Origin of the sequence: Nocardiopsis rhodophaea (assembly GCF_039530945.1) — a bacterium.
GTDB lineage: Bacteria > Actinomycetota > Actinomycetes > Streptosporangiales > Streptosporangiaceae > Nocardiopsis_C > Nocardiopsis_C rhodophaea.
This window is the reverse complement of the sequence record NZ_BAAAPC010000022.1, coordinates 89,997-104,060: the sequence shown is the minus strand read 5'-3', so window position 1 is coordinate 104,060 and position 14,064 is coordinate 89,997. Positions and strand designations below refer to the sequence as shown.

General features: G+C 66.4%; 11 protein-coding genes and 1 pseudogene. 4 read left to right on the top strand and 8 right to left on the bottom strand.

Annotation, left to right across the window (positions count from 1 at the left end; all coding sequences use genetic code 11):
- Positions 1-667: 667 nt before the first annotated feature.
- The 3 genes from ABD259_RS21775 to ABD259_RS21765 form a co-directional block, all read right to left on the bottom strand.
- Positions 668-1,648, bottom strand: coding sequence for a PP-loop family protein (locus tag ABD259_RS21775; protein ID WP_344164970.1), 981 nt, complete (start codon positions 1,646-1,648; stop codon positions 668-670).
- A gap of 131 nt (positions 1,649-1,779) precedes the next feature.
- Entirely contained in the window at positions 1,780-1,980 is a 201-nt protein-coding gene (locus ABD259_RS21770; RefSeq protein ID WP_344164967.1) for a ubiquitin family protein, read from the bottom strand.
- Between the two features lie 418 nt (positions 1,981-2,398).
- Entirely contained in the window at positions 2,399-4,102 is a 1,704-nt protein-coding gene (locus ABD259_RS21765; protein WP_344164964.1) for a formate--tetrahydrofolate ligase, read from the bottom strand.
- A 611-nt stretch (positions 4,103-4,713) separates the two neighbouring features.
- Here ABD259_RS21765 and ABD259_RS25965 point away from each other — a divergent pair.
- Both ABD259_RS25965 and ABD259_RS21760 read left to right on the top strand, forming a co-directional pair.
- A complete protein-coding gene (locus ABD259_RS25965) occupies positions 4,714-5,118 on the top strand; it encodes a transposase (RefSeq protein ID WP_425573558.1) in 405 nt (134 codons plus the stop codon).
- Positions 5,119-5,577, top strand: coding sequence for a transposase (locus tag ABD259_RS21760; RefSeq protein ID WP_344164961.1), 459 nt, complete (start codon positions 5,119-5,121; stop codon positions 5,575-5,577).
- Between the two features lie 70 nt (positions 5,578-5,647).
- Here the strand turns inward: ABD259_RS21760 and ABD259_RS21755 are convergent, their stop codons facing one another.
- Positions 5,648-6,286, bottom strand: coding sequence for a TetR/AcrR family transcriptional regulator (locus tag ABD259_RS21755; RefSeq protein ID WP_344164958.1), 639 nt, complete (start codon positions 6,284-6,286; stop codon positions 5,648-5,650).
- A gap of 144 nt (positions 6,287-6,430) precedes the next feature.
- Between ABD259_RS21755 and ABD259_RS21750 the strand changes: the two genes are divergently transcribed.
- On the top strand, positions 6,431-7,888 hold the full coding sequence (locus ABD259_RS21750) for an MFS transporter (RefSeq protein ID WP_344164955.1): 1,458 nt from the start codon (positions 6,431-6,433) through the stop codon (positions 7,886-7,888).
- A 148-nt stretch (positions 7,889-8,036) separates the two neighbouring features.
- Here ABD259_RS21750 and ABD259_RS25960 read toward each other — a convergent pair.
- A pseudogene (locus ABD259_RS25960) lies at positions 8,037-8,306 on the bottom strand (hypothetical protein); the annotation flags it as partial.
- Here ABD259_RS25960 and ABD259_RS21745 point away from each other — a divergent pair.
- Positions 8,275-8,601, top strand: coding sequence for a hypothetical protein (locus ABD259_RS21745; RefSeq protein WP_344164952.1), 327 nt, complete (start codon positions 8,275-8,277; stop codon positions 8,599-8,601). The pseudogene ABD259_RS25960 and the gene ABD259_RS21745 overlap by 32 nt on opposite strands.
- Positions 8,602-8,788: 187 nt before the next feature.
- Here the strand turns inward: ABD259_RS21745 and ABD259_RS21740 are convergent, their stop codons facing one another.
- The 3 genes from ABD259_RS21740 to ABD259_RS21730 form a co-directional block, all read right to left on the bottom strand.
- The gene (locus ABD259_RS21740) at positions 8,789-10,015 is read right to left on the bottom strand and encodes a 3'-5' exonuclease (protein WP_344164949.1); all 1,227 of its coding nucleotides are present in this window, start codon (positions 10,013-10,015) and stop codon (positions 8,789-8,791) included.
- 254 nt (positions 10,016-10,269) lie between these two features.
- Complete coding sequence (locus ABD259_RS21735) at positions 10,270-10,662, bottom strand: hypothetical protein (protein WP_344164946.1); 393 nt, start codon at positions 10,660-10,662, stop codon at positions 10,270-10,272.
- Positions 10,663-10,725: 63 nt separating this feature from the next.
- The gene (locus tag ABD259_RS21730) at positions 10,726-13,923 is read right to left on the bottom strand and encodes a GDSL-type esterase/lipase family protein (RefSeq protein ID WP_344164943.1); all 3,198 of its coding nucleotides are present in this window, start codon (positions 13,921-13,923) and stop codon (positions 10,726-10,728) included.
- Positions 13,924-14,064: the final 141 nt, after the last annotated feature.

Here is a 14,064-nt window from a genome sequence, read left to right as displayed (position 1 = left end):
ACGCCGGTGCCGGATCACTAGTCCCTGCTTTCGCACCTGCTCGACACGTCCGTCTCACAGTCAAGCTCCCTTGTGCACTTACACTCACCACCTGATTGCCAACCAGGCCGAGGGAACCTTTGGGCGCGGTTCGGAACTTACCCGAAAAGGAATTTCACTCTCTGAGGATGGGTATAGTTATCACCGCCGTCTACCGCCGCTTAGATTCCCAGAATCGGGGGGTTGCCCCGCCTCACTGGTCCTCTTAACGTTCCGGAACCGGGCAGGCGTCAGTCCGTATACAGCGTCGTAGGACTTCGCACGGAACTGTGTTTTTAGTAAGCAGACGCTCGGGCCTAGGCCCGCGGCCGGACGGAGCTCACACCGCGTGTGACCTAGGCGCTGTTGAGTTCTCCAGGAGCATACGCCCCGCCACGCTGGGCGCGGCAAAGAACTCGGTCGCTGATATTCCTATATCCGCGTGCTCCCCACCGGACACTCACGGCGGGTCGGCTTCCACGGAAAATCTTATTATCGTCAACACATGGCCGTGCCTGGTATTCCCGGAAGGGGCCCGTGGGCCTGCACTCCTCCAAAGAACTCTCTCCATTTTAGTGCGATGCGCCGCCGGAACACCAGAAGAACCAGCGGGTCTTGCTCGCGGCCCGCCCGGGCGCGACGCACTCGTTCAGTGCTGACTCCGCTGGGCGGCCCGCCGCGTGCGCCTCCGACCACGCCGCCCGGTGGGTGCAGCATCGCGTACACGGTCGGTGAGCCGGCAGAACGCGCAGACCTCCGACGTCGTCGGCGATCCACACCGCGAGCACGGGTGCACCTCCGCCTCGTCCGCGTTGCCCGCGTCGGCCGCATGCGACAGCATCGGCTGCACCCGGTTGACGAACCCGCTGACGAAGGAGAGCTTGGCACCGGGCTGGCGTTCCTCCAGCTGGTTGAGCATCTCCTTGTAGGCGAGGTGGCGGTTGCCCCCCGCCATGGGGCACTCCTCGATGATGTAGTTGATGCCCCGGATCGCACAGTAAGCGGCGGTCTCACGCTCGCTCAGCCGGACCAGGGGTTTCACCCGACGGGCGAACCCCTCCGACTCGGGCAGGACCGGGCGCTGCCGTGCAAGGTAGTCGACCTCCCACCGCAGCACGTTGCCGAACAGTACCGCCGCCTCGTCGTCGAGGTTATGACCGGTGACCACGACCTCGTAACCGTGCTCCAGGGCCGCCCTGTTGATCATGTGCCGTTTGGACAGCCCGCACGCGGAACACGCGGGCCGGGCGCCGCGCGCCGCCTGCGGGATCGCGAAGCCGGCCTCGTCGGCCAGATCCACCTCGATCAGGCGCGGCCCGCGCCGCTTGGCGAACTCCCGGGCGTGCTCCGCCGAGCGTTCGCTGTACTGGCCGATCCCCAACCCCAGGTACAGGCCGTCAGCCCGGTAACCCAGGTCGAGCAGGATGTCCCACACCGCGAGTGAGTCCTTGCCGCCTGAGACCGCGACGAGGGGATGGTCGTCCGAGGAGAGCATCGCGTGTCGATCGATGGTGCGTCGCACCTGTTCACGGCAGTGCCGCAGGAAACACTCAGCGCAGTAGACCATACGGTGCTGGCGGAGCTCGATGGCGGCGCGGTCGCCGCAGCGGTGGCACTTTGTCGCGCTCATCGTCGCTGTACCTCGCCTTCGGGAGGTGGCTGCGGTTTCGTCGGCGGGCACGTAGCCGCCCCGTGCCCGCCGCGAGGGCGGGGCCACCGCGGAAGGGGCCCACCCTCGCGGCTCTACGGGACCGGCGGTCGCTACTCGGCGCCGCCGGAGATGACCGGGCGAATCTCCACCGGTTGCTCGTCGTCCAAAACGGTGTTGCCCACGACCAGCTCGTCGCCGCGGATGACGAGCACCGACTCGCGGTTGAGGCCGAGTTGGGCGCACAGCTCATTGGCCTTCAGGGGCCCGGTCACCTCGATCTCGCGTTTGGGGTTGTGGAGATGGACCTTCATGGTTCCCTCTCTCACGGATGGGCTGCCGCGTCTTCCCAGTCCCACGCTATATACCCGCACCTGGGGGATTGTCTGCGGACGAGTGGTGGGTGCGCGCTCACGGATGGCCACGACGCCGTGCATCCCGCGTGCGGGCGAGGCGGCGCTTGGCGCAGAAGCGAGGCCAGATGACCGGGGGAGTGGTGGCGCGGAGAGACGCGGCGACGCGGGGCGGACGGCCACGCCCGCTTCTCCCCGTCGCGGACGGTATCCACGTTCCGGTCGCGGCTCCTCGCCGACGCACGGCAGCGCCGAAGGAGGTCGACGCCACGTCCCTCGCCGTCGATGAGGCACGCCGTGTTAATGGTCGCGGACGGGCGGTCTCCAGCGCGAGGGTGGCGAAGGCCGCCGACCGGAAACCGCCCGCCCCACCGGCCTGTCAGGACAGGCCGGTGATCTCTCCGTCGTCGTCGACGTCGATGCCGTAGGCAGCGGGCGAGCTACCCAGCCCAGGCATGGTCTGCATCGTCCCGCAGATCAGGTAGACGTACCCGGCGCCCGCCGCCGGGCGGACCTCCCGGACGGGCAGTGTCCAGCCGGTGGGCGCGCCGCGCAGGGACGGATCGGCGGACAGCGACAGGTGCGTCTTGGCGATGCACACCGGAAGCCGCCCGAGGCCGTTGCGTTCGCAGGCCCGTACCTGGCGTTCGGCCGTCTCGGAGAACTCGGTGCCGTCGGCCCCGTAGACGCTGCGCGCCACCGCCTCCACCTTGTCGCGGATCGAGGCGTCTTCGGGGTAGAGCGGTGCGTACGCGGACGGCTCTCCAGCCGCCTCGGCCACGGCTCGCGCCAGATCCTCGGCTCCCCGGCCGCCGTCGGCGACGTTGGTGCACACCGCGCTGCGCGCCCCGGTGTCGGCGGCGATCCGGCGCACCTCCTCCAGCTCCGAGGCGTGGTCGGTGGGGAAGGCGTTGACCGCGACGACCGGGGACACCCCGTGCAGACGGCAGTTCTCGATCTGCTTGACGAGGTTGGCCGCACCGGCACGGACGTCCTCGGGGGACTCCTGCAGCATCTCCTCGGGGAGCGGGCGCCCGGCAGCCACCGCGTGGCGGCCCGAGTGGGCCTTGAGCGCTCGCACCGTCGCCACCACAACGGCGGCGTCAGGGGCCTCGCCCGACACGCGGCACTTGATGTTGAAGAAGCGCTCCGCCCCCATGTCGGCGCCGAACCCGGCCTCGGTGACCAGGAAGTCGCCGCAGCGCAGACCTATCAGGTCCGCGATCACCGAGGAGTTGCCGGTGGCGATGTTGCCGAACGGGCCGGTGTGCACCAGGACCGGGGTGTGCTCCAGCGTCTGCAGCAGATTTGGCTTGATCGCCTCGCGCAGGACCGCCGCCATGGCCCCGGCGCCGCCGATCTGCTCGGCGGTCACCGGTTTGCCCGCGCGGCTGCTCGCCACGATGATGCGCCCCAGCCGCGCGCGCATGTCGCGCGTGGAGGAGGACAGCGAGAGCAGCGCCATCACCTCGGATGCCGCCGTGATGTCGAAACCGGTCTGGCGCGGCACACCGTCGACCCGGCGGCCCAGGCCGGTGATGACGGAGCGCAGGGAGCGGTCGTTGACGTCGAGCACCCGCCGCCAGGAGATGTCGTGCGGGTCGATGTCCAGGGCGTTGTCCCGGTAGAGGTGGTTGTCCACGAGCGCGGCCAGCAGGTTGTGGGCCGCTCCGACCGCGTGGATGTCGCCGGTCAGGTGCAGGTTGAGCCGCTCCATCGGGACGACCTGACTGTAGCCGCCGCCGGCCGCACCGCCCTTGATCCCGAAAACCGGGCCCATGGAGGGCTGGCGCAGCGCGATGGAGGTGCGGTGGCCGATGCGGTTGAGTCCGTCGCCCAGTCCGACCGTGGTGGCGGTCTTGCCCTCACCCAGTGGGGTGGGCGTCACCGCGGTCACCACGACGTACCGGGCGCGCGGTCGTTCGGTGAGCTCAGTGAGAGCGGACGTACGGATCTTGGCCACGTGGTCGCCGTAGGGCTCAAGCAGCTCGGGCGGAAGGCCCATGCGTTCGGCAAGGCTCGTGAGCGGCTCCAGGGCCGCGTCGCGGGCGATCTCCAGGTCGGTCGGGAAACGCAACGACATCACCCCTAGCGGTCCCTCGTCCCGCCGGTGCGCGGCCCTCCCGGACGGAAGCGCGGGGCGAGGAACGCGACGTTGGACTGTTGGTAAACCTGCACCCACATTCTCGACGAGAGTTGGTTATAGCGCAACCAGTTTCATAATGCGCAATATCTCGCCGGGTTCGGCCACGGCGCGGGCGTTGCGAGGGAGCGGAGGGGCGAAAGCGAACGGGAGGGAAGAGCGGCGGGACGTGAAAGGGCTACGCGCACGACGCCGACAGGGCCGGGACGCGGGCCGGGGAGGGGACAGACCAGCAAAACGATCAGGTAGAAGAGCCGACGCTACACCGAGCGGGTTCGACGCCGTGGGGGTGGAGCCCCGGGCGCGAATGACCGAGAAGCAACGATATGGAGTCCTCGTGGATGCCACAGTCCTGCATGCCCTCGGCAAGCCGCCGCGCTTCGAATAGTCGCCCCGAGTCGAGCGCTGACGATGGCGGGAGTGAGGCGCCGGGCGTTGGCCCCTGCCGCACACCGGTGGGTGTGCCGAGACCTTAGTGACAGTCGGAAAGTCGTGGAGGGGGGTGATCGGCCGCTTGATCTGCGGATTCACCTGCGTACGCAAGGAAGCTCTTGGTAGAGGCATGGGAGTCGAATCCATACAGCCTGACCAGGAGCTTCGGTGCCATTCAACCGCATCGGCGCGCGGGCGCGCGACCGCTTCCTCAACGATCTGTCCGACCGGGAGCGGGAAATGCTCTCCGTGCTTCCCCTGCCTGCCCGGCCCGCACGCAGGGGACGCCCCGGACGCACTCGGCCCGCGCGATCACCAACGCGATCCGGTCCCCGTTACGCACTGGCTGCCCACGGCGCCACCTGCCTGGATGTTTCCCTCCTGGCAAGACCGCCTACGAATACGTGCGCCGCTGGGCGGCCGAGGGCACCATGCTCCGCGTCCGCGCCGAGCTATGCGACTTCCTCCAGGTAGGGGCAGGCCGCGCCGCCGAACCCAGCGCGGCTGTGATCGACTCCCCGTAGGTGCGCGGCGTCGATAGCGTTTCCCGCGCCTGGCGGGGCTGGGACCCCGGCACGAAGGCCAGCGGAAGAAAGCGCCGCATCGCCGTCGACGTGCTCGGCCTGGTCTTGGGCGTGTTGGTCACACCGGCCGACGTGCGGGACCGCGACGCCGCCCGCACCCTGCTCGCGCGCATCGCCGCCGCCCACTGGATGCTGCGCCTGGTGTGGGCCGACGCGGGGTACGCCGGCGGACTGGTGGAGCGGGCGGCCACACGGCTGCGGACTGCTGTGGCAATAGTGCGCACGCCGCCCGGCCGGTCCACGTTCGTCGTGCTGCCCCGCAGGTGGGTGGTCGAACGCACCCTGGCCTGGACCAACAAGCACCGCCGCTGCGTGTGCGATTACGAGCGGTTGCCCGCCCATCACGAGGCCATGGTCTTGTGGGCGACCACCTGGCACATGCTTACACGACTCACCTGACCAGAACTTCCCGACTGTCACGAAGACTGCCCAGGGGCCGGGGAACGGGCGAGACTCGGGTCGGCCCAGGTCACGGGCGGGCGTCTGGTCCCCTCGCGGGGCCCTGCCCGGTCAGGCGCGCCAGGACGCCATCGACGACGGCCTCCACGTAGCCGTCGGAGATAGTCGCATCGCCGGTCAGACAGCGGTGGGTGAGCATCGCCGGGCCGACCTCTGCCAGGAGGTCCAGATCGCTGGGGGGCTCGCCCCCGTCGGGCAGAGCGTCGCGCAGCACTTCCCCGATGCGCACCTTGCAGGGGGTGACCACGTGGTCGTTGACCAGCGAGCGCATGAACCCGGTGTCGGTGCCCGCTTCCGAGGCGGCGACCTGGAAGAGCGTGCCGCGGGTGCGGTTGAACACTGCTTGCAGGAAGCGGAGGAGGGCGACGAGGTCGGTGCGGGTGTCACCGGTGCGCGGGACCTCGTCGGGGTCGGGCAGGGTGCTGCGCAGGGCGTCGCGGACCATCGCCTCCTTGTCGGGCCACCTGCGGTACAGGGCGGACTTGCCGGTCCCCGCCGCGCCGGCCACGCTCTCCATGGTGAGGCGCGCGTAGCCGGTGGTGCGCAGTTCGTCCAGAACGGCGCCGAAGATGGCCTGCTTGAGCTCCTCGCCCCGGCGGCGCGTCTGGGCGGTGGCCTCCCTACTCGGACCGACTGTCCTGGGCGGCATCGAAGGACCACCTTTCTTCCGCAGCGGAGCTCGGGCTCAATCCTATTAAGACTTGTAGTGGACGCACACGTCCACTATATAGTGGACGTTGTCGTTCCTTATTGGGGTCGCGTATGCGCCCGCCTACCTCCGGGAGGAAGAACCGTGTCCACCGCATCCTCGCCCTCCGCTCAGGAGGGCGCGCCTGCGCCCGCTGCGCCTCTCTGGCCCGGCCTGGCGCTGGTGGTGATCGTGGGAGTCGAGCTGATGCTGATGCTCGATATGACGATCATGAACATCGCCCTGCCCGACATCCGGGCGGGTCTGGGCTTCACCCCGACCGGGTTGGCCTGGGTCGTCAACGCCTTCGCGCTGACCTTCGGCGGACTCCTGCTCCTCGGCGGCAGGGCCGGGGACATCCTGGGCCGTCGGCGGGTCTTCGTCGTCGGCGTGCTGATCTTTACCGCTGCCTCCCTGATCGGCGGACTGGCGGTCTCGGCCGAGATGCTCATCGCTGCCCGCGCCCTGCAGGGTGTCGGGGCCGCACTCGCAGGTCCGAGCACCCTGGCCCTGCTCATGACCCACTTCGAGGAGGGGCCGCCACGCAACCGCGCCCTGGCCGTCTACTCGACCGTCACCGGGTCCGCCATGGCCCTGGGCCTGCTGCTCGGCGGTGTCATCACCTTTCTGGCCTCCTGGCGCTGGGTGCTACTAGTGAACGTGCCCATCGGCGTCATCGTGGTGCTGCTGGTCCCGTTGGCGTTGCGGGAGGCCGAGCGCAACGAGGGCAAGTTCGACCTGGCGGGCGCCCTCGCCTCCACGGCCGGCCTGACCGCACTGGTCTACGGCTTCCTGCGCGCCGCGGAAGGGGAGTGGGGAGCCCCAGTCACCATCGGCTGCTTCGCGGCTGGCCTGGTCCTGCTGGCGCTGTTCGTCCTCAACGAGGGCAAGGCCTCCCAGCCGATCATGCCACTGCGCCTGTTCGCTGAGCGCAGCCGCGCCGCCGGACTGCTGAACATGCTGCTGGTGCCGGCCACTCTGTTCGCGATGTTCTTCTTCCTTGTCCAGTACCTTCAGGAGGCCCTGGAGCAGTCGCCAATCACCGCGGGGCTGTCGTTCCTGCCTATGGCTGTCGCGGTCTTTGTCGGGGCCCAGGTCGTCCTCAAGCTAGTGCCCAAGACCGGTCCGAAGCCGATCGCGGCGACGGGCGTGGCGCTGATCAGCGTCGCGGCCCTGTGGCTCACCACGCTCAGCCCGGAGGGGACCTACCTGACCGGTGTGCTCGGGCCGATGGTGCTGTTCGGGATCGGCGTCGGGTTCAGCGTGGTCCCGCTCAACATGATCATCGTCTCCGGCGTGCCTGCCGAGGACTCCGGAGCGGCCTCGGGGCTGCTCCAGGCGCTCCAGCAGATCGGCGGCGCCCTCGGCCTCGCCGTTCTGGTGGCGATGTTCGGCGCGGTGAGCCGCGGCGCTGAGGCGACCGGAGCCGACCCGGCGGGCGCGATGACCGAGGGGATCTCGGGTGCGTTCCTGCTCGGCAGCGCCTTCACCCTCGTCGCCCTGATTGCCACCCTGATCGGCATCAACAACGCCAAGACCAAGGCGGCCGCTGCGGGGAGGTGAGCCCGTCCCCCTGACCTGCGGAAACGGACCCGCGCCCGATCGAGAGCGGGTCCGTTCGTGGAAAAGGCCCTATGGACAAGCGCCTTCGAAAGGGGCCCTGCCTACTGAGGGATGAGGATCCCCGCCCGACGGCCGACTGCGGGGCAGGTCACGTCCCGTGGGGTGGTGGGAATTCACGAGCGCACTGAACCCTTGCTCTGATCCCCTGGGGCCGACCTCGTAGGGCCCGCGCCGACTGCCCAGTCCTCGCCCGCTCACCCAGGAGCGCGGCCATAGATCCTGCGGAGAAGTAGCGCTGGTCGATGGTCTGCCACTCATCGTGTAGCTCGGCCAGCACCGCCCCGATCATCCGGTGCAGCGCCGGTTCGGAAAAACCCGTCGGGCTGTTGGACGTGTTGCCGATCACGTCTGCGGACCTCGCGCAGGTTCCCGGGAAGCTGCTCCGGCCGTGGTTCGAGGCCTTCCGGCTGCAAGTGGCGGTCGACAAGGCGGAGGAGAAGGTGGACGTCGGGGTGGTGCTGTTGCCGGAGACCATCAACGACGTGCGAGTGATTACGGATCAGGTTGTGAGCTCTGCTGAACCGCGTGACGGCTCTGATCCGTTGACTGTTGGTATGGCGGCCCCAGGGGGAGTCTACGCAAACGGTCACCCCGGCGGCCGTCGCCAACTGACGATCCGCGCAACGCTGCCTCTGCGGTCGATGGGGCAATAGAAGACTGGGGTCGGGTGTGCTTGGCCCCCGACCCCAGTTCACAGGACCAGCGGATGGCGGGAATTGAACCCGCGTTATCAGCTTGGGAAGCAGAACCCACGCGTGTGGGCCGACGCGCCTACGAGTGAGACGGCTGTTGTCGGCTCCGCCAGCGCAGCACCGACCGCACTGTGGGGCGGCACCTGCGTCACAGACTTCGCTTTCGCGAGCGCGCAGCCTCCAACGCCACCTCGATCTCTTCCCGTCGTGGGTTGTCTGGGCGCAGCCGTCCCTCCAGGTAGGCGATGAGGGTCTCGTCCGACCAGCCTGATGTGGTGCAGGTCGAGCCGATCCGATGGTGCTTCACGTCGCGCTCACAGAGGTAGGTCTTCTGAGCCTCGGAATCGGCCACTTTGAATCCGTGGTTGAGGTCGCCTCCGGCGCGTTTCGCGTTCTCAAGGAGAATTCTCTTGAGCTCACTACGTCGTTCTGGGTGGAATGTGCGCCACCCCCTGATGCGTGTCATGAGCGCGTCGATCATAGCGTCCGTGCTCTCCGGCGGAAGATCCCCAAGGCGGCCCGCACCTCCGGACTCCCGTCCATTCCAATCTTTTCGCAAGCTTTCTTTGGTTGGCGGTGAGACTGTCGTCATGCCCCGAGTAGAGCGAATCTCACCCCATTCCCATGTGGCTTCGGCAGGTACCTCCCGGGGAGCCCAATTCGCATGCCATGGAGGTAGTTCGGAGAAAGGTGTTGGAGGAACATAGGAGAGAAATCGATCGACAGCTGGCTGTTTCCGAGGGGTGAAGGCGGAGGGGTGGAACGGAGCTTCTATTGGCAGATCCTGAGGCTTTGCACCCTTGTAGAAGAGCTTGTTTGGGGTGTGGCCTATGAAGCGGCTCAACACGGTTGCCGTCTTTGCGGCGTCGACCTCTGCTTGATGTGTGCTTCTCGTGCCTCTTCCGGTAGCGAGCCGGTACAGTGAGCTGAGCTTACGTCGCGTGGCGATGAGATGCCCATAGGCGGTGACCTGCGTACACGCCGCAGGAAAGGAAAACCCCTCGAGTCCAGATCGAGTAAATTCGGACGCGAGAAAAGCCCCATCGAAGGCCATATTGTGGGCCACGACGACAGAACCCGACAGGAGGGCACATATATCGTCGGCGACGTCAGAAAATGTGGGGGCGCAGCGGAGAGAATCGGTGGTGAGACCATGGACGGCTGTGGCGTCCTCAGGGACAATTCCCGGTGGTTGAACCAATGTGGATGCCGAACCAGCGACCTCACCCGTCCCCCGCATGTTGATCACAGCAAACTCAACGATGTGGTCCCTCTCGGGATCTAGCCCTGTGGTTTCGATATCGATTACAGCGAAGTTGAGTTTCTTGGGGTCCATCGCAACCCGACGTGTGAAGTACCCCACGTTGAACATCATCGTCAATTTCTCCTCGTCGTTCCGCTGCGATCCGGTCCAATGCGGGGCCGTGTCTGATGTGCCGCTTCCAAACGCGAGATCTTCATTAGGAAACTGTGAGCCAGCGTGGTTTTTGGTGACACCGTTAAGGACCTTCCAGGTGGAAAAGTCAGGGATGCTGATATCCGACTTCGGAATCAGCAACTGATGTACCGAGCATCAGCTATTCGTCGAATAGTAGCGCCGTACCGTTCCCCCTCGCGAGTGAAGAACTGTCACGGATCTATGGCAGAATCCTCGGTGATAACCCACATGCCTTTCTCGCACAACCCAGTGTCGGATGTGTAGATCCGTCCGTCCTCCGTGATAGCGGCGAAGAACATGTTCTCGTTCTTGGCACACCTTTCGCGCCATAGGGAGAACGGCCAGGGGTGGGTTTCAAGATCCAAAGACTGCTCTTCCACGTCTCCTGGAAGAACCACAGCCCTCTCCTTGAACGGGACATCATCGATGTCCGGAGGGGGAAGTTCCCGTCCGGTAGAGGACACCCATATGTCCACGGGTACATCCAGGTCGTTGCGGATTGCGTAGTCCGGTGGTGTTGTGCACGATGCGCAGCTGGCGGCGATGGCGATCGCCGCGGCTAGGCGTGCCTTGGTCGAACCCACAGGTGATCGGCCTCCGTCCCCGGAGGGTGCGGGCCACACACGCGTTTGTGGTCCGCACCGGCTCTAGCGGTTTGCCTGCTCCGTGATCTTTTTGGCGTCTTCGTCACCGATGACCGGCAATGCCCCATCAGGGTAGCCCTCCCACGGCCGGTCGCCCTGAACGATCGCTTCGGTCTGCGGGCCCCACCCCTCAGGCAGCACACCCGAACCGTTGCCCTGGGAACGGGCGGCCCCGGGGATGGTGACGTCATACAGCACCCCGGAAGGGATTCCGGCGCCGTACTTGTTCACCGATGACACACCGATCCGGTAGGTCATCCCGCGTTCGAGTCCCTTGATCCGCATGCTGGTCTTCGTGGTGTACTTCGTCCACAACTCCGGGTAGTGGCCTACGGCCTCCAGCCAATACACCCGATACGAACTCGCACCGGGCATATCGCCCCAGTTCAACAACACCTCATTGCCGTCGATCAGCGCTTCCACGTTCGGCGGTCCGGGAAGCGTCTTAGGCGCGGCCACGGCCCCCCTGACGGGGCTTGACGGCCCCACCTGGCCGGGTCCGCGGGCAGCTGACACCTTGAACTCATACCGGTGGCCCTTGCGCACCCACGTCGATTTGAAGTAGTCCCCGGGCACCGGCAGCGGCAGCAGGTGCCACTCTCCGTTCTCGGTGGCATCCCTGGTCCACAGGTAGTACCCGGCGGCCCCGAACTCGCGGTCCCAGCTGATACGGAACCCCTCGGTGGTCACCTGCACCTCAAGCCAGTCCGGGCGCGTCAACCGCACATCCGGCGGGTTGCTCGGGATAGGACCGAATGACCCGCCGACCCCGTACTTCGATGACAGGGCGCCTGCGAACTTCGAAGCGATGAAGTAGTCGCCCTTCGTGTTGGGGTGAAGCCCGTCCCACCCGTAGGCGGCGGGGTTGTATCCGCTCACCAGGTCCACCAGACCCACCGGGGAGCGCGACGTGGACAGGCGCGGCACCTCGGCCCGAAGCAGCTCGGCGTACTCGCGGATCTCCGGGTTCAGCCATTCGAACTCCGGCTGGACCGTGCGGGTCACGACGTTGGAGATCAGAACCTTGATGTCAGGATTGGCCTTGCGCGCCTCACTGATCATCTTGCGGGCTGAGGCCACCGTCCCCGGCGCGTCGCTGTACCCCCACGCGAGATCGTTGAACCCCAACGCGATCAGCAGATAGTCAGGGTCGTAGGTTTCGACATCGCGGCGGATGGTGTTGTTCGCATTGGCGAACGTCCATCCCCACATCGCGTTGTGGTCCCGGTCGAAGTCGTTGCGCCAGTAGCGGGCCGTGGACGGCCCCGGGTAGTACTCCTGGGGCGGAAGCTCTTCCTGTTCCAGTAGGGCGATGTTGCGCTTGTCGGTGTGGATGTCGTAAGCGCCCTTGCGGGGGCCGACGAAGTCGATCTTTTCGCCCTTGGACTCAAGGTGCCGGTTGAGGGCGTAGCGCCAGCTGTGGGACCCCTCGTTGCCGTGGGTGATGGAGTCCCCCACCACCATCAGACGCTTACCCCCCGTGTTGCGGTGCAGGCTGGCCGACCATGACAGCTTGGCTTTGTCCTTCATAGCCGCGTTGGAGTCTGCGACCAACTTGGTTCGCACCGCAATCAGGGTGGCGGTCTGGCCTGCCTTCAGCGAGACCACAGCCTGACCTGAACCGGCGCCTTTGGAGTAGTCGACCGGTGTCATGCTCGGGCGGCCGCCGCCACCGGATGACCAGGTCACCAGCACGTACCGGAAGCTCGAATTCCCGGTGAGATTGACGACCAGGCGTCCGGAACCGCTGCTAGTGGGGGCGAACTCCATGTAGGTGGTTCCTCCAGGGCTGACCCTGGCGTAGCTGCTGAACTTCGATCCCCATCCCATGCTCTTGTAACTGTGCTTGGGACGTCTCCCATCAAGTTCGGCCCGCCAGATGTCCCGGACGCGGGAGTCCTTGTACCCGTCGGGTGCCCCCAGGTAGTAGCCCATATCGGTGCCACGGTCGAGCCGGTAGTTGGCGGCCGCGAACCCCAAAAGGACCTCGTCTATGCCGCGGCCCTGGTAGGCGGTAGCGAACCGGATGGCGCCGATCGGGGTACCGGCGTCTTCGAGCACCCGCCAGGTGTCCAGCACGAAGTTACGCGACACGGCCTCAGTGAAATAGGCGGGCACAGCGAACGCCCCGTACTGGCGTGCGCCACCGAGTCCGTCATGGGCGTTGATCGCCAATTCCGGATACATGAGGAACTCGTCAAGTGCTTCTGCATACATCGAGCTTCCGCTTCCGCTGCGCAGGCTCTGACCTGCACCCCATTCGGCGCTGGCTTCCATCCACCAGTTGGTGGTCGCGCCGATCGCGTTCCAGTCGGCGATGTAGTTGTACTGGAACACGTGGTGGAGTTCGTGGCGCGGAAGGTAGTTGTACCTTCCTTCGTTCCGCCCGTTGCCCCCTAGTTCGGCGGGGTCGCCGGACATGAAGATCATGTGGCCGTACTTGGTGGACGGAAGCGGGGGAACGACCGCATTGCCGGGAGGTACCACTCCGAGTACGGCCATGATGCGGCCCGGCTCGCCGTGGCGGAACCCCATTCCGGTGTAGGTGCCATAAGCGTCCTCAAGAGCGGACAGGATCTCGTCTACGGCGTCGGGGACACCATTGGCGGGCGAGGAGTCGCGGGCGGGTACGCCGCCTTCTCCGATGTTGTAGCGGACCTGTGTGTGCTTGCGCTTGGTGACGCAGTGGAAGACGACTCCGGTGATCTCTTCGGGGTTGGCGCAGTCCTTCCAGGCTCCTTTGGCGGTTCGGGATGTGCCGTTGGGGTTCTCGCCCTCGGGTTGGGACGGTTCGAGGTAGTTTTCCAGCCACTGGCGGGTCTTGGCTGACGCCTTGTCCTTGTGGCTGAGCACGTAGGAAAGATAGGGGGTGTAGGCGAGGTCCGCTGTGAGGTCCGGCCGGAGCTTCTTCGGAAGGCGTTTGGGGTCGGTGACGTTCAGCATCCCGTACTTGACCAGCTGGTCAACGGAGATTTCCCCGTTGAGCCACACGTCAACGACTCTGTCGCGGTCTCCGAAATCAGGCTTTGGGTCGGGTTTGTCGGGCGTGGCGGGGTGGTCGGCGAAGTAGTCGCGTGCCGCGGAGGCGATATCCCGTTTCTGCTCGGCATTGGCCGGGGGTGCTGCCGCCGAGGTCGCGGCCACCGCCAGGACGAGCGACAGCACGGCGCACGCGGTCCGGTAGGGGGCAAGGTGTTTCATAGGGTGTCCGATGGTGTGGGGGTCGGGGGTCGGCCATCCTAGGGACAGGTGTGTGGGGCGGTAGGAGGGTGCGCGGCGGGTGGGTGCGGACGTACGCGCGGTGTGTGTACCTCCCATCGGTAGGGGGTTTCAGCTTCTACA

Excerpts from the sequence above, each read along its gene's own strand:
- ABD259_RS21775 (WP_344164970.1), bottom strand. The coding sequence starts at position 1,648 with ATGAGCGCGACAAAGTGCCACCGCTGCGGCGACCGCGCCGCCATCGAG.
- ABD259_RS21770 (WP_344164967.1), bottom strand. The coding sequence starts at position 1,980 with ATGAAGGTCCATCTCCACAACCCCAAACGCGAGATCGAGGTGACCGGG.
- ABD259_RS21765 (WP_344164964.1), bottom strand. The coding sequence starts at position 4,102 with ATGTCGTTGCGTTTCCCGACCGACCTGGAGATCGCCCGCGACGCGGCC.
- ABD259_RS21755 (WP_344164958.1), bottom strand. The coding sequence starts at position 6,286 with ATGCCGCCCAGGACAGTCGGTCCGAGTAGGGAGGCCACCGCCCAGACG.
- ABD259_RS21740 (WP_344164949.1), bottom strand. The coding sequence starts at position 10,015 with ATGATGTTCAACGTGGGGTACTTCACACGTCGGGTTGCGATGGACCCC.
- ABD259_RS21730 (WP_344164943.1), bottom strand. The coding sequence starts at position 13,923 with ATGAAACACCTTGCCCCCTACCGGACCGCGTGCGCCGTGCTGTCGCTC.